Annotated in this window: 22 protein-coding genes and 1 pseudogene; 7 read left to right on the plus strand and 16 right to left on the minus strand. The window is 65.7% G+C overall.

Annotated features, from left to right (window positions below):
- Positions 1 to 33: 33 nt before the first annotated feature.
- The 3 genes from ABLE88_RS05210 to traA all read right to left on the minus strand — a co-directional run bounded on the left by ABLE88_RS05210 (position 34) and on the right by traA (position 3,523).
- Positions 34 to 279, minus strand: a complete 246-nt coding sequence (locus ABLE88_RS05210) for a hypothetical protein (RefSeq protein WP_348831089.1) — start codon at positions 277 to 279, stop codon at positions 34 to 36.
- Positions 269 to 487 (minus strand): helix-turn-helix transcriptional regulator, encoded by a 219-nt coding sequence (locus ABLE88_RS05215; RefSeq protein ID WP_348830382.1) that lies wholly within the window; start codon positions 485 to 487, stop codon positions 269 to 271. Before ABLE88_RS05215 ends, ABLE88_RS05210 begins: the two co-directional genes overlap by 11 nt.
- 129 nt (positions 488 to 616) lie before the next feature.
- Positions 617 to 3,523, minus strand: coding sequence for a Ti-type conjugative transfer relaxase TraA (gene traA, locus ABLE88_RS05220; protein WP_348830383.1), 2,907 nt, complete (start codon positions 3,521 to 3,523; stop codon positions 617 to 619).
- Between the two features lie 169 nt (positions 3,524 to 3,692).
- Between traA and ABLE88_RS05225 the strand changes: the two genes are divergently transcribed.
- The 5 genes from ABLE88_RS05225 to ABLE88_RS05245 all read left to right on the plus strand — a co-directional run bounded on the left by ABLE88_RS05225 (position 3,693) and on the right by ABLE88_RS05245 (position 5,342).
- Positions 3,693 to 4,019 (plus strand): conjugal transfer protein TraD, encoded by a 327-nt coding sequence (locus ABLE88_RS05225; RefSeq protein WP_348830384.1) that lies wholly within the window; start codon positions 3,693 to 3,695, stop codon positions 4,017 to 4,019.
- A gap of 1 nt (position 4,020) precedes the next feature.
- Positions 4,021 to 4,287 (plus strand): conjugal transfer protein TraD, encoded by a 267-nt coding sequence (locus ABLE88_RS05230; protein ID WP_348830385.1) that lies wholly within the window; start codon positions 4,021 to 4,023, stop codon positions 4,285 to 4,287.
- A gap of 156 nt (positions 4,288 to 4,443) precedes the next feature.
- Positions 4,444 to 4,650, plus strand: coding sequence for a type II toxin-antitoxin system Phd/YefM family antitoxin (locus ABLE88_RS05235; protein WP_348830386.1), 207 nt, complete (start codon positions 4,444 to 4,446; stop codon positions 4,648 to 4,650).
- On the plus strand, positions 4,640 to 4,873 hold the full coding sequence (locus tag ABLE88_RS05240) for a hypothetical protein (RefSeq protein WP_348830387.1): 234 nt from the start codon (positions 4,640 to 4,642) through the stop codon (positions 4,871 to 4,873). Before ABLE88_RS05235 ends, ABLE88_RS05240 begins: the two co-directional genes overlap by 11 nt.
- On the plus strand, positions 4,866 to 5,342 hold the full coding sequence (locus ABLE88_RS05245; protein ID WP_348830388.1) for a hypothetical protein: 477 nt from the start codon (positions 4,866 to 4,868) through the stop codon (positions 5,340 to 5,342). Before ABLE88_RS05240 ends, ABLE88_RS05245 begins: the two co-directional genes overlap by 8 nt.
- Positions 5,343 to 5,723: 381 nt before the next feature.
- On the opposite strand, the gene ABLE88_RS05250 is transcribed toward ABLE88_RS05245, so the two are convergent.
- The 5 genes and pseudogenes from ABLE88_RS05250 to ABLE88_RS05270 form a co-directional block, all read right to left on the minus strand.
- On the minus strand, positions 5,724 to 6,974 hold the full coding sequence (locus tag ABLE88_RS05250) for an MFS transporter (protein ID WP_348830389.1): 1,251 nt from the start codon (positions 6,972 to 6,974) through the stop codon (positions 5,724 to 5,726).
- Positions 6,971 to 7,780, minus strand: coding sequence for an endonuclease/exonuclease/phosphatase family protein (locus ABLE88_RS05255; protein ID WP_348830390.1), 810 nt, complete (start codon positions 7,778 to 7,780; stop codon positions 6,971 to 6,973). Before ABLE88_RS05255 ends, ABLE88_RS05250 begins: the two co-directional genes overlap by 4 nt.
- A gap of 12 nt (positions 7,781 to 7,792) precedes the next feature.
- Positions 7,793 to 8,335, minus strand: coding sequence for a Chromate resistance protein ChrB (locus tag ABLE88_RS05260; protein ID WP_348830391.1), 543 nt, complete (start codon positions 8,333 to 8,335; stop codon positions 7,793 to 7,795).
- Positions 8,336 to 8,462: 127 nt separating this feature from the next.
- A pseudogene (locus ABLE88_RS23800) lies at positions 8,463 to 8,535 on the minus strand (sulfite exporter TauE/SafE family protein); the annotation flags it as partial.
- Between the two features lie 108 nt (positions 8,536 to 8,643).
- Positions 8,644 to 9,075, minus strand: a complete 432-nt coding sequence (locus ABLE88_RS05270; RefSeq protein ID WP_348830392.1) for an SDR family oxidoreductase — start codon at positions 9,073 to 9,075, stop codon at positions 8,644 to 8,646.
- 100 nt (positions 9,076 to 9,175) lie between these two features.
- Between ABLE88_RS05270 and ABLE88_RS05275 the strand changes: the two genes are divergently transcribed.
- Positions 9,176 to 10,096, plus strand: coding sequence for a LysR family transcriptional regulator (locus ABLE88_RS05275; protein WP_348830393.1), 921 nt, complete (start codon positions 9,176 to 9,178; stop codon positions 10,094 to 10,096).
- A gap of 333 nt (positions 10,097 to 10,429) precedes the next feature.
- Positions 10,430 to 10,918: a DUF8051 family protein gene (locus tag ABLE88_RS05280; RefSeq protein WP_348830394.1), complete on the plus strand. Its 489-nt coding sequence runs from the start codon at positions 10,430 to 10,432 to the stop codon at positions 10,916 to 10,918.
- A 448-nt stretch (positions 10,919 to 11,366) separates the two neighbouring features.
- Here the strand turns inward: ABLE88_RS05280 and ABLE88_RS05285 are convergent, their stop codons facing one another.
- The 8 genes from ABLE88_RS05285 to pstS all read right to left on the minus strand — a co-directional run bounded on the left by ABLE88_RS05285 (position 11,367) and on the right by pstS (position 20,391).
- On the minus strand, positions 11,367 to 13,160 hold the full coding sequence (locus tag ABLE88_RS05285) for a sulfatase family protein (RefSeq protein ID WP_348830395.1): 1,794 nt from the start codon (positions 13,158 to 13,160) through the stop codon (positions 11,367 to 11,369).
- A gap of 194 nt (positions 13,161 to 13,354) precedes the next feature.
- Complete coding sequence (gene arsH, locus ABLE88_RS05290; protein WP_348830396.1) at positions 13,355 to 14,098, minus strand: arsenical resistance protein ArsH; 744 nt, start codon at positions 14,096 to 14,098, stop codon at positions 13,355 to 13,357.
- 10 nt (positions 14,099 to 14,108) lie between these two features.
- Positions 14,109 to 15,386, minus strand: a complete 1,278-nt coding sequence (locus ABLE88_RS05295; protein WP_348830397.1) for an MFS transporter — start codon at positions 15,384 to 15,386, stop codon at positions 14,109 to 14,111.
- A 55-nt stretch (positions 15,387 to 15,441) separates the two neighbouring features.
- Positions 15,442 to 15,873 (minus strand): PadR family transcriptional regulator, encoded by a 432-nt coding sequence (locus ABLE88_RS05300; RefSeq protein WP_348830398.1) that lies wholly within the window; start codon positions 15,871 to 15,873, stop codon positions 15,442 to 15,444.
- Positions 15,874 to 16,030: 157 nt separating this feature from the next.
- Positions 16,031 to 17,305 (minus strand): organoarsenical effux MFS transporter ArsJ, encoded by a 1,275-nt coding sequence (gene arsJ, locus ABLE88_RS05305; RefSeq protein WP_348830399.1) that lies wholly within the window; start codon positions 17,303 to 17,305, stop codon positions 16,031 to 16,033.
- A 1-nt stretch (position 17,306) separates the two neighbouring features.
- Positions 17,307 to 18,347 (minus strand): ArsJ-associated glyceraldehyde-3-phosphate dehydrogenase, encoded by a 1,041-nt coding sequence (locus ABLE88_RS05310; RefSeq protein WP_348830400.1) that lies wholly within the window; start codon positions 18,345 to 18,347, stop codon positions 17,307 to 17,309.
- A gap of 87 nt (positions 18,348 to 18,434) precedes the next feature.
- Positions 18,435 to 19,322: a metalloregulator ArsR/SmtB family transcription factor gene (locus tag ABLE88_RS05315; RefSeq protein WP_348830401.1), complete on the minus strand. Its 888-nt coding sequence runs from the start codon at positions 19,320 to 19,322 to the stop codon at positions 18,435 to 18,437.
- Positions 19,323 to 19,365: 43 nt separating this feature from the next.
- The gene (gene pstS, locus ABLE88_RS05320) at positions 19,366 to 20,391 is read right to left on the minus strand and encodes a phosphate ABC transporter substrate-binding protein PstS (RefSeq protein ID WP_510182872.1); all 1,026 of its coding nucleotides are present in this window, start codon (positions 20,389 to 20,391) and stop codon (positions 19,366 to 19,368) included.
- Positions 20,392 to 20,781 lie beyond the last annotated feature (390 nt).

Consider the following 20,781-nt stretch of genomic DNA (forward strand, 5'->3'; position numbering starts at 1 on the left):
GGATTTCAACGCCGATTTCAAATCCCCGAGGTGTTAGCCCTTGGAGCCAAACAGTTCATCGAAGATGTCGCCAAACCATTGCTCGAACACCTCGATCTCGGCCTCTGTGACCGGAACGGGATGGGGCCAGTCGTCGGTGACGGTCCATGTGGACAGGTCATGTTTGGGCGGCCGGCCGGGGAACGGCCACGAATAGCCCAACAGCGCCTCAAGCTGCTCCGATGCCGCGGGCGGCCTGACGCGCCGGGCGCGGGAGCGCGCGCCGCGATCAGACGCCATCGAGGTCACGCCCGCTTCCGGGCCGCCACGCCACAGGATTGGCGATCCATTGGTTGATGTCGGATTCCCGCCAGCCCGCGCCATTGACGCTGATCCTGATCTGGGGCGGGAACGTGCCTTCGGCGATCTTGCGGTAGATGGTGGACCGGGACAGGCCGGTGCGGTCAAGGACGGTGTTCAGGCGGATAATACGGTCTGGCTGGCGCATGGCCGCGATGCCTCCTGCTGGCTGTTTGTGGGACTGCCAGGACAGGCAATGGCAAGGATTTATTGTTGTGCAATAGATAGTTAGGCGTCGTAGGGCTGTGGCGAAGAGGCGGCGGAAAATAGGATGGTTCTACAGTCCGAGACCCCGGCCCCGACCGAGCCCGAAAGTGAGGGTGAGGTCGCGGCCGACGCCCATTCCCGAATCGAATGAGATGCCGAGTTCGCGCTTGCGGCCTGCCAGAAGGGACTCCATCTGCGGGTCGCGTTCGAGGCTGTGCGCCATGTTCCCCATTTCCGCCCGCGCGGCCCTGTGACCGGAATAGTCGCCCGCCGCATACCGTTCGTCGCTGGCCCTATGGAGATTTTGCCAGCGTTCCACGAAACGGTCGGCGCGCAGGCCGGGATCGGTGCGCAGCTCGGTTTCCAGTTGCAGGGCACGGATTGCGCGCCGGGCGTCGCCGGACGCCGCCTCCGCCGCAAGCTCCGGGTTTTTCTTGTAGGCGGCTTCGGCGTCGTGCGAGCCGTAGGGGCGCACCTCTTCGAACCGCTGGCGCGCCTCCTGCAATTCCCTGATCTGATCGGGGCTGGTCTTGTTGCCCTGTTCCTGCGCCGCGAAGATCGCATCCACGGCGCGCGCATGACGGACGAGCGCCCGGCCACGGGCGCGGCGCAACGCCGCCTCCGGGTCTTCCTCCACCTTCCTTTCCGGCCCCTGTCCGCCCTCGGCTGGCAGGCGCAGCCCATCGAAGATGCCGCGCACCTTTTCGGGAACCTGGCGGACGATCTCGACAACCCGTTCCACCCGCTCGCGGAAGGTGATGCCGCGCCGCGCGGCATAGTCGCGGGCGGATTCGTAGTCGCTCGCCATGTCCTTGGCCCGGTCGCGCGACAGGGCGCTGACAAGCCGGTCCCGATGGATAAAGTCGTCGTGGCCGTAATGCAGGTCCATGCCGTCGCGGTGCCGGGACAGGGCAACGTAGCTGCCGTGGGCGTCCATGCCCGGCGTTGCCAGGACATGAGTGCGATCCACGGTCATGCCCTGCGCCTTGTGGATGGTGGCGGCATAGCCGTGGTCGATGCGGTCGTAATCCTTAAGGTCAAACGAGATGCTGCGCCCATCGTCGGCGCGGACGGTCATGCTCTGCGGACTGACCTGCTCGACGGTTCCGAGCGTGCCGTTCTTCACGCCAAGGCCGCGCTCATTTTGTAGGAACATGATGCGGTCTCCGGGTGCGAAGTTCCGCGCACCGCGTTCGGCGGCGACATGCACGTCCGCGCCAAGTTCGCCTGCGTCGCGCATCCGGTCGCGGGCCGCCTCGTTCAATTCCCGCACCTCGTCGTTGGTGTGGGTGAGTATAATACGGCTGGCGTCGGGGCTGGCCTGCCGGTCACGGTCCCAGCGGTCGATCAGGTCGCCGCGCGCCTGCTCGCGTGTTTCGGCGGCATGGACCATGCCGTGATTGTCATAGGCATGGATCGCATCGCCGGTTCTGCCGGTCGCTAGGTCGCGGGTGGCGTCGCGCTGCCAGTCCTCACGCTGGCGTCGCACCTCGCCGATCTCCGCGCCGCCGTGGCGCTCGTGGATCGAGCGGAACGCCGCCCCCGCCTCGATGGATTGCAACTGCTGCGGATCGCCGACCATGACGACTTTCGCGCCAGCGTCGGCGGCATAGGACAGCACGCGCTCCAACTGCCGCGTGCCGACCATGCCCGCCTCGTCGATCACCAGAACGTCGCGGGACGTGAGAAGGTCGCGGCCCTGCGACCAGCCATGCTCCATGCTGGCGATGGTGCGGGACGCAATGCCCGATCCGCCCTCCAGATTCTCGGCCGCGATACCGGACAGGGCCGCGCCGCGCACGGTGTAACCGGCATCCTCCCAAGCCTCGCGCGCCACACCCAGCATCGCGCTCTTTCCCGTTCCGGCATAGCCGACGACAATGCCAAGATCGCGTCGGTCCGTGACATGAGCCAAGGCATCGGCCTGCTCGCCGGACAGGACAAGGCCGCGATCCGCCGCGCGGGCCAATGCGGCTTCGCGGTTCCTGCCGCTGACCTCATGACGTTCCCGTTCCGCCATCATCGCGGCGGCACGATGCAGGCGCTGTTCCGCTTCGATCATGTCGCTTGTGGTGAAGCGGTCCTGCCCGGCATCGTCCTTGCCGAGTTCGACCAGATCGGGCGCGCTGCGCATCGCGCCAACGACCTCGTTGAACTGGTCGATCCCGTCGCTATGTCGGTGCGCGAACATCGCCATGTCGCGCCGCGTGAACGTCGATTGCTGCTGCGTGATCGCGCCCAGCGCGGCGGAGGGATTGGCGACGATCCGCGCGCCGTTCTCGTGGGCGATGCGGCGGTGATCTTCGGCGCGGTCGGCCTCGATCCCGGCGGCCTCGATGCGCTGCGCCGGTGCGCCGATCTTGGTCTGCGGCTCAAGACCGATGCCCTGCGCCTCAAGGCTGCGATGGTCGATCCGCGCGTCGATGTCGAGTTCGGCCAGCCGCTCGTTGACGTGATCGGCCCAACGCTCGCGCCATTGCTCGACCAGCTCGGTACGGTTCCAGTCCCGGGCCTTTGGGCCGAAACCGTTTTCGTCAACCGACCGCATGGTGAGCATCACATGGGCATGGGGCTTGGGCTGGCCGTCCGCGCCCATGTCCCAATGCACATTGAAGTCCGCGATCATGCCCTGATCGACAAATTCCCGCGCCACGAAATCGCGGGCCAGTTCGACGCCCTGGGCCTGTGTCATCTCACGGGGAATGGCGAACTCCACCTCGCGGCAAAGCTGGGCGTCCTTTCGTTTCTCGAACGCCTCGACATCGTTCCAAAGCTTTTCGCGGTCGCGCCATTCCTCGGGCGCGTTCTCCGGCAGCATGACCTCGGAATGGACGACGCCCGGCTTGTTCGAGAAGTCATGGTCACGGTCCAGCCGGTCGTCGCGCAACCGCGATGCCGAGCGGTAGGCAGCGGCTGCGACCGCGCTACGGCCCGCCGCGCGTCCGATGACCTGAACAGAGAAGTGGTAGATCGCCATGGCGACCGACCAGATACTGCTCTAAAGCGCACGTCGGAACGACGTATAAGCGCGCCCTCGAAACTAATTTCTCGGGAATGCTCGCGCCAATTCAGCCCGTCCCGGCAACATTACTGCATTACGCGCCCACTCAACTACGCTTCCTTCATCGTCACTGATGGAGGACATGATGCGCAAGCCACGCGACTACGACGCGGAACTGAAGGCGCTCGAAGACAAGGCGCGGGACCTGAAAGCCCGTAAGGTGCAGCAGCTCGGCGAGCTCGTCATCTCGACCGGAGCCGACGCGCTGACCGCCGACGAACTGGCGGGCGCGCTGATCGTCCTGGCCGAAACCAGGGACGCCGGAAAGAGGGAGGCATGGGCCAAGCGCGGGGCCGCGTTCTTTCAAAGCCGGGCGCGGCGATCTGTGCCAGCGCCTCACCGCGACGCTGGCGGCGCTCAACCGCAATCGGACAGCGCTCAACCGGCATCAGGCGGCGCGGGCGCGGCGTGACGTGCGCACCTGGCAGGTCGAGCGCCGTAAGCGCACGCGGCATCTGATCGAACTCGGCGGCCTCGTCGTCAAGGCAGGCGTTGTCGAACTCACTGGCGACGACCGCGCCACCATCTACGGCGCGATGATCTGGATGGCCGAAAAGCTCAAGAGCGGGGACGGCGAACGGGCACGCGGCGTCTGGACCAGACTCGGGAAGATGGCGTTCGAGACTGAACGTCACGGCGTGAATCTTGCCGCCATGCAGGACCGGCACGATGAGACGTGACCGATGGCGGGCGGCGCGGAGACCCCCACATATCGCAGCGCCGCCCGCCACCGCGCGGCAACGCCGCGCAGACGCAGGTTCTCCTGACTAAGTTGCCATTGCCGAAAAGAGCTATTTCGCCCTAAATGGAGCAATGGATCGGCTCAGGATTCGGCCATGAAAACCATGTCGGCGCGCGAAGCGAAGAACGGCTTTGGCCTGATGATCGACACCGCGCGTGCGGAGCCGGTGCTGATCGAAAAGCACGGGCGCGGCGTTGTGGTGGTCGTCTCGGTAGAAGAATATGAACGGCTTTCCGTGCAATCTGGACGCACGGAAAACGGGGAAACGGCGACCAAGGGGGCATCGAAAGGTGGCCAATGAAACGCTCGAGCACGTCAAGATAGACCAGCTTCTGAAGGACGCCGATTGGTCGCTCACCAACGGCCGCAGCGTGCGCTTCGAATATGCGCTTGATGACGGCGGTAAGGCGGACTACGCGCCGTTCGACCGCCAGGGCCGTGCGCTCGCCGTGCTGGAGGCCAGGAGCACCAACGTCGATTCGGGCACAGGCGGAACGCGGAAAGTGCGCTGCGCCAATGCCTGATTTTCGCATCTCCCCGATCTCGATCGTCAATCAGATCAAGAGCAATCTGCAAGATCGCTACGATTCCGGGTATCCGATCCTCAAGGAGTTGCTGCAAAACGCCGACGACGCGGAAGCCCAACGATTCAGGCTCGACGTGCTGCCTAGCTGGCCAAACGCGGTGAATCCGCTGCTGCGCGGGCCGGGTCTTCTGGTCGCGAATGATGGCTTCTTCCGCAAGCAGGACGAGAGCGGAATCACGTCGTTTGGCGCGATAGCAAAGCCGCCGACAATGCCGCGATCGGCAAGTTTGGTTTCGGCCAGAAGGCCGTGTTTCACCTCTGCGATGCGTTTATCGTCTACGCCCGAAGGGAAGACGGCGACGTCTTCAGCACGGTCGTCAACCCGTTCCTGGAGGTGGATGTCGCAGGCAATATCAGTCGGCAGTGGGAGCCTCTCGACCCCGCGATGTCGGATTCTTGGGAGGTAAGGTCGTCTCAGATTTCCCGGATCGCCACCTCATTCTTTGGCTGCCGCTGCGCCGGGAAAATATCCAGCCAGCCCCAGGGGTTTTTCCAGCAACATGCCATCGGCAGCAGAGACGATCAGGGAACTCATCCGACCTGATGATTTACGCGCTGTCCTGACGACGCTGCGCCACCTTCGAGCGAGCTCCGTATCCGTCGCCTGGCGGACTCGACTTGCTACACCGGACGATCTCTTGATTTCCCGGAACTCCTGCGGGCCACAATATCTGCCGGGAACAAGCTCGCGGATTCCTGTCCGCAAAGTCGGTCCAGCGCCCGCCCCGCATCCTGCTAGATTCGTCAACGCCGAGCTTCAGCGTAAGAACCACCAGTCAACCGATCCGTTATCGAGCACGAATGAGGGCGAGAGTGCCCGCGACCATCAGGATCGCCGCAATGGCGAAGGCGAAGACCGGCGACACAGCGGTCCACAACGCACCGACGGCCGCGCTGGATACGAACTTCGCTGCGCCGTTGACGGTGCCGAGCGCCCCATAGCTCGTCGCGAGCGTATCCTGGCTGACCATCTCGGCGGTCACGGTCGATTCAAGGGCCTCCTGAACGGCAACATAGAGACCCGCAACGAAGAAGATCCCGGCAAGCATCACGACGGTGCCTGCGCCAGTGGCGAAAGCGTACGCGGTCAGCGCCGCAGTGAGCACGCCCAAGCTATAGCCCGCGATCAGCACGCTGCGCTGGCCGTAGCGATCCGCCAGCACGCCGATCGGATAGGAAGTCGCGACCTGGACGATATTGCGCCAGACATAGAGCAGGCCCGCGACCTGGGCGGCTTCGATCACGCCCATCGAAGGCGTCAGCATCTGGGTTGCGGCCAGGATGAGCAGGCTGTGCGAGAAATCGCCCATCCCGAAAATGCCGACCGCGGCAAGGTAGCGCTTGAAGCGCGCCGGCAGGTCCCGCAGCGTCGAGAACAACTTCAGCCCCGGGTTCGGCGATTGCTCGGGATCACGAACGAGAATCAGAAACGCCAGCACCGCGAGGAGGCCGGGAATGAGCGTCAACCAGAACACCAGCCGGAATGGCCCGGCGGCCGTCTCCCACTGGAGATGCTGCGCCCAGCCGAGCAAGGCGACGCCGAGCAGCGGTCCGGCGACCGCGCCGATGGTGTCCATCGCGCGATGGAAGCCGAAGGCACGTCCGCGGGTATCCGGCGCAATCGACTGGATGACGATGGCGTCGCGCAACGGGCCGCGCAGGCCCTTGCCGAACCAGGACACGATGCGCCCGAGCAGGATTAGCGGCCAGCCGACGGCAAGCGCGATCAGCACCTGGCCGAGCGGGGTCAGGCCATAGCCGACCAGCACCAGCAGCTTGCGATGGCCGAATTTGTCGGCGATGTAGCCGGCGATCATCTTGGTGAAGCTCGCCACGGCGTCGGCAATGCCCTCGATGATGCCGAGCGCCGCCGCCGGCACGCCCAGAACGGCGAGAAAGCCCGGCAGGATGACCGTCGTCGTCTCGTAGCAGAAATCCCCCAGCGCGCTGGTGATCCCCGCACCGGCCACGGTCCGGTTGAGCCAGCCCTTTGGCTCGATATTGGGGGGCGTTACGGTGGCTTCCGTTTTCAATGTCATGGCGCCACCTCGAAGGTTGCGACAATGGGATAGTGATCCGACGCCATGTCCGTCGCAGGCGTGCGGACGACCTCGTAGCTGGCAGCGCCTGCCGCCATGGCCTTTGTTGCCAGCACATAGTCGCAGCGCATCGCCGCGAACTCCGTGCCTACGAACCCGGCCGTCGGCACGGTGGGCGTGATCGCCTCGTCAAGGACATGGCCGACATCGACCCACCCGGCCGCCTCAAGATGGGCGAGCACGCTTCGGTCGGCCCCCTTCAGATCATCGGCGAGATAACGGGCGCGATGGTGAGCCGGCAGTTCGTCGAACCCCGCCGGCTCGGGATCGTGCGGCGAGGCCGAATTGAAGTCGCCGGTGAGAAGCGCGAGGGTATCCGGCGCGGCCTGGACCGCGAGATGCGCGGCCTCGCGCCGGCGGATTGCCGGGCCATTCGGGCAGAGATGAGTGCTAATCAGCGTCAAGGGCCGCTCGGCGCCTGGCAGCTTCACCTTGAGCGTTGCCAACGCATGGTGGAAATTGGCGCTGTCCGCTTCGAAGGAGATCGGCTTGAGCGGTTCGCGAATGAAGATCGCGACGTTCTGCCCGGTGCGCGGCGCGACTGCGAGGAAGCCGCGCATGCCGATCCTGGCTTCGAGCGCGTGTAAGAGCGCGCCGCCTGCGGCATCGAACCCTTTTGCTTCTTGCATCAGGAAGACGTCGGGCTTGATGCCGCTGATTAGCTCGATCTGTGCCGCGGCCCGGCGATCGTCAACGCCGTCGCGGCCGGCAAAAAGCGTATTGTAGGTCAGGATGGTCAGCGTCACCGGGCGCCCCTTTCATTTGTTCTCGTCATGGGCGTCGAAGACGCGTTGCGCATATGTATCGAGCAGAGCTTCGCAGGCTTTCAGCCGCTCAGCCGCCTCAGCCGCCACGGGCGCGCCGTAGAAGTCGAGCTTGCGGATCTTCTCGAGCCAGCCCTTGAGTTTCTTCAGATCAACGTCGTTTTCTTCCAGTTCGGCATAGGTGAAGTGCTCCGCCGCCGTTTCCTTGGCGATTTCTTTTTCGAAGTCGTCGCACTTGTCGATGAACTCGCGGTAGGCCTCGTCCCTGTCGGCTTTGAAGCGACCGACGACCTTTTCTTCCTGGCCACGGTCGAGCGCGACGGTTTCCAGCAGGACCGATTCGCCAGCCACTTCGGCGACGTCGTTCTCCAGCATTTTCAGGCGCCGTACATGGTCGTCCGTCTTCGGGAGCAAGCAGACGCCGTTTTGCAGATAGACCGCGCCCATGCCTTTCAGCCGCCGCCAGATGGCGACGCGCTTGGAAGCCGGCTCAGGCGGAACCTTGTAGGTAAGGAGGAGCCATGATTGAGATGTCATGTCTCATGAATATTGTAACGACAGTAACATGTCAATTGATACCAAACGGCGTTTCCGCTGGTGCCTAGCTCGGCTTTCGTCGCGCTTGCCAGCTAGGCGTGCCGCCAGACTTTGACCGCCGAGACCAACAGGATCGCTGCCAGCGACAGGCTGCCGGCAGGCTTGATGTCGGCGCCGAATAGGAGCACGAGCGTTGGGATCGACACCGCAGAAAATCGTAGCGAAACACAACTATCCCAAACTAATCGTGCTTTAGAGGGCTATAGCGTAGATGTAGTTCTCATCAGGGTCTCGCACGGCCCGCCAGTTCAGTCCCAGACTATCGCGCTGCGCGCGCAATCGGCGGCTATGGTCTGCGCCATAGTTATGCAGATGCCGCCGATCACCGCACGCCGCAGCAAGGCGCAATTGGGGATTGGCTTCCCGCTTCCTTCCCCGACCGAACGGCCACCTTCGCGAAGCGACGTCGCGAGACTCACGGGACGAATGAATCCCGCTGCGTTCACAAGAACGTCCATGCGATCGAAATCAGCGAACGCCGTTTCCACGTCCGCGCGGCAGCCGACATCTGCGCGCCGCCACTGAGCTGCCGAACCGAGCGTTCTCACCGCTTCCCTTGGGCGTTCTTGATCCCGGCCAACGACAACAACGGCATATCCAGCCCTGATGAGGGCTTCCGAGAGGCCGAGCCCTATGCCGCTCGTGCCTCCGGTCACGATTGCGGCTTGCTTTTCCGTCACTTCACGTCCTCGAACATTAACAAACCGCGTCAGAATGGAGCAGCAGAAGTGATATGTCGGACGCGGTTGATATTTCTATTTGATACGATAAATATATCACATGCTTAGCCTGCGCCAGTTTCAGCAATTCCTCGCGGTCGCTGAGACCATGAACTTCCGCCGTGCGGCGGAGCGGCTGAACATGGCCCAGCCGCCCCTAACGGCGGCCATTCGCCAGATGGAGAAAGAGCTTGATGTGCGTCTGTTCGAACGCAGCAACAGGATTACCGGTCTGACAGCCGCAGGCGAAGTTCTGCGCCAGGAAGCACTAAGGACCATTGCTCAAGCCGAACGTGCTGTCGCCATGGCGAAGCGCGCTGGCAAAGGTTCCATTGGGACGCTTCGGATCGGTTTCGTCGCCAGCGCCGTGCGCCATCTGGTGCCGCACATCGTCGCCGCGTTCCGGCAAACCCATCCGATGGTCGTGCTGGAGTTGGAGGAAGCGACCACAGCGCGGCAAATCGCGGCGCTCATGGCCGAGCGCATGGATGTCGGTATTGCCGCTCTACCGGTCCCGGCCGGCGCAGAAGCACATGTCTCGACGAGACTCTTGGTGGAGAGCCGTCTAATAGCGGCTATCCCAGCCGACCATCCGTTGGCTCTGACGCCTTCATCTCCGCTCGCGTTGGCTTCGCTGGCAAACGAATCTTGGGTTCTATTCCCCGGCGGAGAAGGCCCCGGTCTCTACGCCACAATCCTGCGGGCTTGTGCCGAAGCGGGCTTTGCTCCCCGTGTCGCACAACGGGCCGTGCAGATGGAAACGATCATCGGCCTTGTCGCCACCGGCCTTGGCGTGGCCTTGGTGCCCGAACTATTCCGATCCTCGAATCGTGACGGCGTGATCTTCAGGGACCTTGCTGGAACCGGCACACCTGTACCCTACCGGGTTGGTTTAGCCTGGCGGGAGGGGCGATCTTCAGCCGTCCTTTCCTCGTTCCTACAATCAGCGGGGAGCTTGAACAAAGTAACTTCGCTTCGCTGACGTTTTCATGATCCCCTCTCGCGCTCGCGCGGCGCGGCGAGAAGATCGCGACGGTGGAAGGCTCGAACCTTGCCTGCTCCAGATGGATCGTGCGCGACCAACCCAATTGCCGCCGGTTGTCATTCTTTCGTTGCGACCGGCCTGTTTCCTGACCTGATCCTGACGGCCAAATTCGGGACAAGCAGACACGATCCCCGGCGCGACTGACCGGCCCGCAATGGTCGGCTCAAACAGGTCTGGACCAGCGGTCCAGATCATTCGCCGCATGGCCTGCGCCAGGCGAAGGCAGCGGCGCGCCAGCGAATAGTGCCAAATCATCCAAGGATTGGTCGAATGCCCAGATCCCGCCTCATCATCACAACGCTCTTGGCTGCATCCGCTCTGAACTTGGCGCTCATGGTTCCTGGGGGATTTGTTGAGACGCGAGATTTCAGCGCCTATCCCTCCCTTGTGCTCGGCGCATTCAATGTGTTCTTGACGGTGCTGGGTTTGGGCAGCCTTGTACTGGCCTACACCGTCACGGCAGCCGGCAGGGCATATGGCTGGTCGGCACTGGCCGGCCTCGCCTTCGTCGGCGTCTACGTGCTCGATCTCGGCGGTATTTTTCCCGTGCCGCCCGACCCCATGTCGACGCTCCTGGCGACGCTGGAATGGATCGGCACAGGCCTGGGCGTGGCCTTGGCCGCCGCCGCGCTCGTCCTGCCACAGGGCGCCACGGCGACCTCAGCCACATCATCCCTGCCGAGACCGGTCGTGGTCGGCCTCGTCATCGTGGCGCTGATCATTGTCGCCTTCGCGACCAAATCGGCGATGGGAAACTAAAGCGCCTGCCGATCCGATCGCAGCTTGAGGGGCGCGCGGCGGCGCGGGTCAACTGCAACCCCAAGCGGCACCGCAGGGCCATAGCGAAGACGTAGTGCTCATTCCCGTCGGGCGCGGCCGCCAGAACTTTCCGCCAAGCACCTGGCGCGCCAGCCGTTGCGACGCCGGAGCGTTGGCCGGCGGGGCGCACGAGGTGGCGGCGGTGGGTGCGGCCACGCGGGGGGCGCCTCCCCCGATGAAGGCGCCGAGGAGCGCGCAAACCGCCGCCAAAGTCGCATCGCCGCAGACAGGTCCGCCGCCGCCGCGCCGTCCGGGCGCGCGCAAAGCGGCAGCCTGAGGGGCACCGGACCATTCGGCCGCGTCCTGGCGATTGCGGGATCGCCTGGCTGCTGCTCGGCGGGCGATGACGCCCGCTCAGTCCACCACGCGCCCCCGATCGGGTCGCGCCCTAGCGGCGCTGGCTGAGGGGCGGGAAGTGCCACTTGCCGTCGCGGATCGGCAGGAAGGCGCCGTCATCGACGCCCACCTCCTCGGCGATCCGCCCGTTCAGCTTGGCGTTCATGGCCATGATCAGGTCGCCATTGGCCTTCACGTCCATGGCGAGATTGCGCGTCTCATCCGGGTCGTTCTGAAGGTCATAGATCTCGAGGTCGTTCTTCGCCATCAGCTCTTCCACGGTGCTCGGCGTGTTGAAGCCCACTGGCGAGAAATAGCGGCTGAAGCGGTAGCGGCCGTCGAACATGCTGCGGATGCTGCAGCGGTTCGAAAAATCGGGATCATTCGCCTGGAGCTTGGCGAAGCGGCTTTCGAGCGGAACCTTCTTGTCGTCCATATAGACGTCGAACTCCACCGCCCATTTTGCGTCCTGGAAGGTCAGCATGTCGTAGCAGAACAGCGAGGCTGGCCTGAGCGCATCGGCGCCGGCCTTCTTCGGCTCGCTCATGAGGGGCGAGAAATCCCGGCCGGCAAGGCCCGCGCTCGCCTTCTTCAGGCGGTCGGGGTCGGCGCCCGTGAGCGCGAGTAGCGTCGGGGTCAGGTCCACCTGCGAGGTCACGGCATCGCAGCTGACCCCGCCGGGATAGGCCGGGTGGACGATCATCAGCGGCAGATGGACCTGCTGGCGGTAGGTGCAATTGCCCTTGCCGCGCATCTGGTGATGACCCCCGAGTTCTCCGTGGTCGGCGGTGAAGACGATGATGGTGTTCTCGCCGAAGCCGTTGGCCTTCACAGCCTCGAGCACCCGCGAAACCTGGATGTCGCAGTCGCGGATGCAGTTGAAATAATAGTCCTGCAGCACCCGCCAGCGCCGGTCCTCGTCGGGCCAGATGCCGACCAGGACGTTCATCACCTCCTGGTAGATGTGGTGCGCCTTGGGCCGGCCGGGGGCGTTCCAGGCCTGGGTGCGCGTGCTCGGCAGGGGCACGCGGTCCCAGGTCGCCTTGTAGAGATCGTTCCGGGGCGCGCGGGCGATGGGCATGGCCGTGCCCTTGCCCTGGATATTCTGGCCCGGCAGATCCGAGTTAATGAACATCACGTCGTGCGGGTTGACGAAATTCACCGCGAGGTACCAGGGCTTTCCCTCCTGCGCGAGGTCCTGGGCCTTGGTGCGCAGCCAGCGCGTCACGAACGCGGTGGTGGTGTCGTCGTAATTGTATCCGCCCAGCGTCGTGTCGTTGATGTCGCCGACGCCGAAGAAGTCGTCGAAGCCATAGCTCTCGATGATCTTCCGATATTCAGGAAATGGAGCGTCGATGGCCCGGGTCACCTGATCGAGGTTTACCGAGAGGTGCCACTTGCCTTGATATGCGGCGTGATACCCAAGCTCGGCCAAGCGGTGGCCGATGGTCTTCACGTCCAGGGACATGTTCTTCTGCCACAGCGAGTTGGCATTGTCGAAGACGCCGGTATGGGGGATGTGGAGGCCGGTGTAGACGGTCGAGCGCGCCGGTGAGCACACGCAGGATGCGCCCTGGTGGTTGTTGAAGGTGATCCCGCGGGACTTGATCCACTCGCGGCCCGGCACCGGGAACGGCCAGCTCTCGAAGAAATGCTCCTGGTCCACGAGGATGAAGAGGATGTTGTAGCCTTTCGGCGGGGCGCCGGGCGCCTTGATGGGCGACGGCGGCTCAGCCCCCTGGGCCTGAGCCACATTCGGCAGGATGCTGGCGCCCAGCAGGGCGGCACCCGAGGAGACGATATCGCGACGCGACGGATCCGATCCCGATTGCGCTTTCTTCGCCATGATGCTGCGCTCCCGCTAGCCAGGGGGGGATAATTGCAGCTCCGCCTTAAGCCCGCCAGCGCCGCGGGCCACGCGCGCCGTGCGCGATCCGGCCTGCGGGATTGCGGCCGGCCTCTTTGGCGCCTGCGGGTCCGCGCTCTCAGGACCCGCCCGGGCGGCGCGCCGGCCCTGGAGGGGCGCATCCCTGCGCCAAGTCAGGACCGCTCCGGCGGGGCGATGCCGGCAGCCTCGATCATTGCCTGCGCCTTCTTTCTAGCCTCCCGTCGCTCGCTGTAGCGGTCGGTCAGATAGTCCGTGCGTCCGCGCAACAGGAGCGTGAACTTCATCAGCTCCTCCATCACGTCCACCACCCGGTCGTAATAAGGCGAGGGCTTCATGCGCCCCGCATCGTCGAACTCCTGATAGGCCTTCGCCACGGACGACTGGTTCGGGATCGTCACCATGCGCATCCATCGCCCCAGCACCCGCAGCGCGTTCACCGCATTGAAGGACTGCGATCCGCCGCTCACCTGCATCACGGCCAGCGTCTTGCCCTGGGTCGGCCGCACCGCGCCGATCTCGAGCGGAATCCAGTCGATCTGGCTCTTGAAGATCGACGTGATGGTCCCGTGCCGCTCCGGGCTGCACCAGACCTGCCCTTCCGACCAGGTGGACAGCGTGCGCAGCTCCTGCACCTTGGGATGATCCGGCGGGCAGCCGTCCGGCTGCGGCAGGCCGGTGGGATCGAAGATGCGGGCCTCGGCGCCCATGCGGGTCAGCAGGCGGGCCGCCTCCTCGACCAGGAGCCGGCTGTAGGAACGCTCCCGAAGCGATCCGTAGAGCAGGAGGATGCGCGGCCGATGGGCGATGGCCCCAACGGGCGCGAGCTTCTCCAGATCGGGAACGTCGAACTGGCTCTCGTCGAGCGCGGGAAAAGAAGCGTCGAGCAAAAGGGGCATGGATCCGGTCTCAGAATGTGGTGCCATGATCGCGGCGCGACAGCAGCGCGGCAACCCAGAAGGCGACGGCCAGGACCGCGCCGCCGCCGGCCATGACCAGCAAGGCGCTGCCGTAGGACTGGGACTGCGCCCACAACAGCGCCGCGCCCGCCGGCGCCACGGCGCGGGCGATCATGGCGGGGGCCGCCAGCGCGCCGTTGACCGCGCCATACGCCTGACGGGTCAGCATTTCGGGCACGGCAAGCCCGCGCACGATGGTCATGATGCCGTTCGCGCCGCCATAGAGCACGGCGACGCCCGCCACCAGCGCGAAGCTCGGCGGCATCCAGGCGAGAGCGAGCAGGGAGAGCGGGAAGGCGACCACCACCACGCTACCGATGACGCGCACCGGCGCCTGCGGCGCCCAGACGGATATGGCGATGCGCCCCGCCACCTGCGCCGGGCCAATGATCGCCATGGCGATCACCACGCTGGCCGTGTCGATGCCGCGCTCCAGCAGCAGCGGGTAGAGGTGGAAGGTGAATGCGGAGAAGGTGGCGGCAAAGGCCGTGAAGGCCACCGCCAGGGCCCAGAAGGTGGGACGCCGCACCATGGATCCCATGACCTGCCGCAGGGTCGCCGTTTCCGCCAGCGGAGCGGCGTGGACCGGCGACGTCGGCTGGTCCGCGGACGGCCGGATCACCGCCGCATAGAGCGGGGCGCAGAGCAGGAGGTTCACGGCGCCGAGCGCCACCAGCGTGCCGCGCCACCCCACATGGTCGAGCAGGGCCTGGATCAGCGGAACGAAGACCGTGGAGGCAAATCCGCCCCACAGCGTGAGGGCGATGATGCCGGCGCGGGCCCCCGCCGTGCCGGCGCGGCGGGCCACCACCGCGAAGGCGGGCTCATAGAGCGTCGCCGCCTGGAGCACGCCGATGGCGGCCACGAGGACATAAAACAGCCGCAGCCCGTCCACCTGCGACCATGCCAGAAGGGCGATGCCGGCGAGGCCGGCGCCCGCCGCCATGACCAGCCGACCGTGTCCCCTGTCGATGGCCGCGCCCACCGGAAAGGCGGCGATGCCGCCCAGCGCGAGGCCGAGGCTCGCGGCACCGTAGAGCTCGGGCTTCGACCAGCCGAGCTCGTGCTCCATGGCCTGCGCCAGAAGCGGGAAGCTGTAATAGAGCGATCCCCAGGAGCAGATCTGGCCGATGCCGAGCCCGGTGATGAACAGGCTGCGGCCGCTCAGCGGGTCCCGGGGCGCAGCCATGGGCTCGGCAAGGTCCGGCTCGGCAAGGTCCGCGCTCATGCCCCGGCGCTCGCCGTCGCGCGCGCCCGGCGCGCGGCGCGCCCGCGGCCGGAGCTCAGCGGCAGCACGACGCGGCGCTCCCGTCACCGGGCGCCGGGCGCTCGACCATCTTCTTGGCCTCCACCAGGCAGCGCGTGACGTCGATCCAGGCCTCCACCGCCACCTTGAAGGCGGTGCGGCCCTTGTCGGTGAGGGAATAGACCTTGCGCGCGCGGCCCGAGACCACCGCGTTCGCGCAGGTGACGTAGCCGCCCTCCTCGAACTCCCGCAGCACCGGATAGATGGTGCCCTCGGTGGGGGAGCAGCAGCCGTTGGTCGTCGCCTCCACCGCCCGCGCCACGTCGTAGCCGTGCATGGGCCGCTGGTGCAGAACGCACAGGATGAAGAATTTGGAGAGGCTCATCTTGATGGTGCCGTTCCAATAGGTCCGGCTCAGGAAATCGGGCGCCGTCTTGGCGACGGCGGCAGGCCGCGGGGATCCAGGCATGAAGCAATTCTATACCTTGATCATCGATGCTTCAATGGCCGCGGCCTCTGCAACGCCACGCCGGATCCGCCGATCCCGGATCACGGCATCGAGCAAAGGGGCGATCCCCTGGGAGAGCGGTCGCTTCCGGCGGCGGAGAGGGCGAGCGGGATCGGCCTCAGCTGCTCGGCAGGGCGCTGCCCGGAGCTGCGTTCTCGGCGAGGCGGGCCTGGGTCGGCAGCAGCAAAGTGGTGAGCCAGCAGATGCCAAGCATGATGGCGGAGCCTATGAGGCAGGCGGTGATGCCGCCCATCTGGTACAGCAGGCCGGAAAGCAGCGTTCCGGCGAACCGCCCCGCGGCATTGGCCGCATAATAGAAGCCCACGTCCTCCGCCGCCTTCTCCGAGCCCGCATAGGCCAGGATGAGGTAGGAATGGAGTGAGGAATTCACCGCGAAGGCGGCGCCGAAGATGCCGAGGCCGATGACCACCACGAGGTCCGGCCGCATCGGGGTTGCGGCGAGCAGCACGGCGATGGCCACCGGCACCAAGGCGAGCGCCAGCGCCCACCAGCGCGCCGCCGGGACCTCCTTCGACAAGCCGTCCGGGCTGCGGCTCACCACGGCGGGCGCCGCCGCCTGCACGATGCCGTAGCCGATGGTCCACAGCGCCAGGAAGCCGCCCACCATGGGGAAGGTCCAGCCGAGGCCATAGAGGAACACCGGCACGCCCACCACGAACCACACGTCCCGGGCGCCGAACAAGGCGACGCGGGCGGCGGCGAGCAGGTTCACCCCCCGGCTCTTGCCGAACAATTCCTTCGCCGAGGAACTGGCCTTGGCCTTGCCCATCATCGGCGGCAAAGAGAGCAGCACGCCGAGCAGAACGATCGCCAGCACCCCCGCCATGAGCCACAGCGACAGGCGGAAGCCGAACGCCTCCAAAAGCACGCCGCCGAGGAAGAAGCCGAAGCCCTTCATGGCATTCTTGGAGCCGGTGAACCACGCCACCCAGCGGAACAGGCGCCCCTCGGCATTGCCCTTCGCTTCCGCCTCCGTGACCTTGATGGCGGACTTGGAGGCGGTCTTGGTGAGGTCCTTCGCCACTCCGCAAACGCCCTGCGCCGCCACCACCCACGCCACCAGGAAGGCGGTCTCCCACGAGGGCGACATGGCCGAGAGCAGCAGGAAGCCGGTGATCTGGGTGGTGAGCCCCACCGTCAGCATGCGGGTGATGCCGAAGCGGGCGGCGAGCCAGCCGCCGATGAAGTTCGCGCCGATGCCCGCTGCCTCGTAGAGCAGGAACAGGAAGGCGAGGGTAAAGGGCGAGTAGCCGAGCTTGAAGAAGGTGAACAGCACCAGCATCCGCAAGGCGCCGTCGGTCAGCGTGAAGCCCCAATAGGCCGCCGTCACGATGGCGTAGTTGCGGATGCCGGCCGATGACGACGCCACCATCTCACAGCCCCGCCTGTTCTAGGTGGCAGGCGAGGTCCACCATGCGGCAGGCATAGCCCATCTCGTTGTCGTACCAGGCATAGACCTTGAGCAGGGTGCCGTCGGTGACGAGGGTGGATGGCCCGTCGACGATGGCGGAGCGGGTGTCGCGCGCATAGTCCGCCGACACCAGCGGACGCGGCTCGAAGCCGAGGATGCCGTTGAGAGCGCCTTCGGCGGCCTCGGCGAACAGGGCGTTCACCTCCTGCGCCGTGGTCTCGCGGTTCAGCTCGAACACGCAATCGGTGAGCGAGGCATTGAGCACGGGGGCGCGCACCGCATGGCCGTTCAGCTTGCCCTTCAGCTCGGGATAGATGAGGGCGATGGCGGTGGCGCTGCCGGTGGTGGTGGGCTGCAGCGAGAGCATGGCCGAGCGGGCGCGGCGCAGGTCCTTGTGGGGCGCGTCCACCACCACATTGGTGTTGGTGGGATCGTGGATGGTGGTGATCTGGCCGTGCCGGATGCCGATCTTCTCGTGCACCACCTTCACCACCGGGGCGAGGCAGTTGGTGGTGCAGGAGGCGGCGGTGACGATGGGGTGGCGCTCGCGGTCGTAGAGATGCTCGTTCACCCCCACCACCACGTTCAGCACCGAGGGGTCCTTCACCGGCGCGGCGACGATGACGCGCTTGGCGCCGCGCTTCAGGTGGCCTTCGAGCACGGACGGGGTGAGGAACTTGCCGCTGGATTCCAGCACCAAATCCACCCCGAGGTCGCCCCAGGGGATGTCCGCCGGAGCCGCGTGGGACGAGAAGGACATGGCCTTGTTCCCGATGCGCACGCTGCCCTCGTCATGGGAGATGGGCGCACGCCAGCGGCCCTGCACGCTGTCGAACTCGAGCAGGTGGGCGCAGGCCTCGGCGCCGCCCTTGATCTCGTTGAGATGGACGATGTCGAGCCGGTTGTTGCCGCGCGGGTCGTTGTCCGGGCGGTGCGCCGCCCCCATGGCCGCGCGCAGCGACAGCCGTCCGATGCGGCCGAGGCCGTTGATCCCTACTCTCATGGCACCGTCATTCCCTGTGATCGTCCAATGGGGCGGCCCCGGCGCGATGGCGTCAGGCCCGCGGATGTCCGGCGGCGGCTTGCGTCCTCATGCGGCCAGCCCCGAAAGGGTAAGGTCCGTCGCGCCCTCCATCCGTCCGATCTCGCCGATGCGCTCCTTCAGCGAAGCGAGGTCGAGCTGCTCGAACGGCAGGTTGACGAAGGCGGAGACGCGGGCGGCGAGCCGACGATAGGTGGCGAGGAAGGCCGCCTTCTGCTCCGCCTCGGTTCCCTTCACCAGGATCGGATCGGGCAGGCCCCAATGGGCGTGGAGCGGATGGCCGGGAAAGGCCGGGCAGATCTCGCCCGCCGCCGCGTCGCAGGTGGTGATGACGAAATCCATCTGCGGCGCGTCCGGCCCGGCGAAGGCGTCCCAGCTCTTGGAAGCAAGGGGCGCCGTGTCGTAGCCGAGCTGGGCGAGCAGATCGAGCGCCATGGGGTGCGGCTTGCGCTTGGGCCGGCTGCCGGCCGAATGGGCCAGGAAGCGCCCTCGCCCCTCGCGGTTGAGCAGCGCCTCGGCGATCAGGGATCGGGCCGAATTGGCCGAGCAGATGAGCAGCACGTTGTAGACGCGATCGTTCGCGGCGGCGGGGCGCAGCTGCGGGAAGGCGGCGGCGCCGATGCCGCGCCGCGGCGAGACGGCAAAGCCCATTTCCCCCATCAGCTGGCTCAACAGGGGACCCGCCGCCGACAGATTGACGGCATAGAGGACGGAGCGGCCATCCCGCCGCGCCGTGACGAGGCCGGCGCGCTCCAGCACGGCGAGATGGGTGGACATGGTGTTGTGCGGCACCGCCAGCAGGCGGGCGATGTCGCCGGCCGGCAGGCCGTAGGGCACATAGCGCAGCAGGAGGCGATACGTTTCGAAGCGCGTGCCCTGGGACAGCGCATCGAAGATCCGCGTGGCGTCTTCCGCACTCAGCTTCGTCTCGTCCATCTCGCCTCGCTGCAATCTTCCCTCGAGCATTCCGTCGGGGCGCTCAGGCGCCGCCCTTGAAGGTCTTCGCCCAATAGTCCTTCACCTGCTGGATCAGGACGGCCGGCAAGGGAACATAGCCGAGTTCGGAGGCATATTTCTCGCCTTCGCCGAGGGCGAAGCGCCAGAACTCGAACGCGACCTGGCTGTTCGCGGGAACCTTCGGCTCCTTGTACATGAGGGCGAAGGTGGTGGCCGCGATGGGATAGGCATCCTCGGCGGCGGAATCGTTGATGACGACGAAGAAGTCCTTTGCGGACGCCCAATCGAAGCTCAGCGCCGCGGCCTGGAACGAGGCGGCGCTCGGCGCGATGAACTTGCCCGCGCGGTTCTGCACCAGGCCGTAGGCAAGCTTCGCCTGCACCACATAGGTGTATTCCACGTAGCCGATGGCGTTCTTGACCCGCTTGACCTCGGTGGACACGCCCTCGTTGCCGCGCGCGCCGGTGCCCACGGGCCAGGCCACCGCGCTGCCCTCGCCCACCTTCTGCTTCCATTCCGGGCTCGCCTTGGCGAGGTAGGACACCCAGTTGAAGGTGGTTCCCGATCCGTCGGAGCGGTGCACCACCGCGATCTGGGCATCGGGCAGCTTGAGATCGGGATTGAGCGCCTTGATGGCGGGATCCGACCAGATGGCGACCTTGCCGAGATAGATGTCGGCCAGCAGGGCGCCGGTGAAGCGGAGCTTACCCGGCGCCACACCGTCGAGATTGAACACCGGCACGACGCCGCCGAACACGATGGGGAACTGGCCGAGGCCGTATTTCTCCAGTTCCTCCGGCTTCAGCGGCTTGTCCGACGCGCCGAAATCCACCACGCCGTCCTTGACGCGGTTGATGCCGGCGGACGAGCCCACCGACTGGTAGCCGACGAGGTGGCCCGCGCGCTCGCGGAACTCCTGCGCCCATTTCCAGATGATGGGATAGGCAAAGGTGGAGCCGGCGCCCCGCACCTCCGCCGCATGCGCGGGCACGGCCATGGAAGTGACCGCGAACGCAGCAGCGGCGGTCAAGGCAAGAATGCGGCTCACGGCTATGCGGTTCACGGCGGACCTCCCTTGTGCCCTTGCGGCGTCCATTTCAGGCCGCTCCCTAACGAGTCATTATGTCGATAGGAATGGACATATCGCTAAACGCCGATCATGTCACCCGTGTGACACCCTGCGCGCCGCCCCCCTTCCGCAACGACAATATAACCTTCAATATGTCGATACCAATAGAAACAAAGACGTCTAAACCGGCTTCCTTGGCGCGGTTGAATCGCGAACTTTCCGGATCCCCCAACGCGCGCGGCGCGGTCTGGCAGGCATTTCGAACAGAAATCACCGCCCCCGGGGACCGCGTGAAGCCTGGCAGTTTTTGGTCTGCCACACGGGAACGGGGCTGCAATGCTATAAAATACCAAGAGACGATGCCGTTGA

Origin of the sequence: Xanthobacter luteus (assembly GCF_040049235.1) — a bacterium.
Classification (GTDB): Bacteria; Pseudomonadota; Alphaproteobacteria; order Rhizobiales; family Xanthobacteraceae; genus Xanthobacter.

Excerpts from the sequence above, each read along its gene's own strand:
- ABLE88_RS05245 (WP_348830388.1), top strand. The coding sequence starts at position 4,866 with ATGCCTGATTTTCGCATCTCCCCGATCTCGATCGTCAATCAGATCAAG.
- traA (WP_348830383.1), bottom strand. The coding sequence starts at position 3,523 with ATGGCGATCTACCACTTCTCTGTTCAGGTCATCGGACGCGCGGCGGGC.
- ABLE88_RS05260 (WP_348830391.1), bottom strand. The coding sequence starts at position 8,335 with ATGACATCTCAATCATGGCTCCTCCTTACCTACAAGGTTCCGCCTGAG.
- ABLE88_RS05315 (WP_348830401.1), bottom strand. The coding sequence starts at position 19,322 with ATGGACGAGACGAAGCTGAGTGCGGAAGACGCCACGCGGATCTTCGAT.
- arsJ (WP_348830399.1), bottom strand. The coding sequence starts at position 17,305 with ATGGTGGCGTCGTCATCGGCCGGCATCCGCAACTACGCCATCGTGACG.
- ABLE88_RS05215 (WP_348830382.1), bottom strand. The coding sequence starts at position 487 with ATGCGCCAGCCAGACCGTATTATCCGCCTGAACACCGTCCTTGACCGC.
- ABLE88_RS05210 (WP_348831089.1), bottom strand. The coding sequence starts at position 279 with ATGGCGTCTGATCGCGGCGCGCGCTCCCGCGCCCGGCGCGTCAGGCCG.
- ABLE88_RS05295 (WP_348830397.1), bottom strand. The coding sequence starts at position 15,386 with ATGAGCGCGGACCTTGCCGAGCCGGACCTTGCCGAGCCCATGGCTGCG.
- ABLE88_RS05310 (WP_348830400.1), bottom strand. The coding sequence starts at position 18,347 with ATGAGAGTAGGGATCAACGGCCTCGGCCGCATCGGACGGCTGTCGCTG.
- arsH (WP_348830396.1), bottom strand. The coding sequence starts at position 14,098 with ATGCCCCTTTTGCTCGACGCTTCTTTTCCCGCGCTCGACGAGAGCCAG.
- ABLE88_RS05285 (WP_348830395.1), bottom strand. The coding sequence starts at position 13,160 with ATGGCGAAGAAAGCGCAATCGGGATCGGATCCGTCGCGTCGCGATATC.
- ABLE88_RS05225 (WP_348830384.1), top strand. The coding sequence starts at position 3,693 with ATGCGCAAGCCACGCGACTACGACGCGGAACTGAAGGCGCTCGAAGAC.
- ABLE88_RS05275 (WP_348830393.1), top strand. The coding sequence starts at position 9,176 with ATGCTTAGCCTGCGCCAGTTTCAGCAATTCCTCGCGGTCGCTGAGACC.
- ABLE88_RS05280 (WP_348830394.1), top strand. The coding sequence starts at position 10,430 with ATGCCCAGATCCCGCCTCATCATCACAACGCTCTTGGCTGCATCCGCT.
- ABLE88_RS05235 (WP_348830386.1), top strand. The coding sequence starts at position 4,444 with ATGAAAACCATGTCGGCGCGCGAAGCGAAGAACGGCTTTGGCCTGATG.
- ABLE88_RS05300 (WP_348830398.1), bottom strand. The coding sequence starts at position 15,873 with ATGCCTGGATCCCCGCGGCCTGCCGCCGTCGCCAAGACGGCGCCCGAT.
- ABLE88_RS05250 (WP_348830389.1), bottom strand. The coding sequence starts at position 6,974 with ATGACATTGAAAACGGAAGCCACCGTAACGCCCCCCAATATCGAGCCA.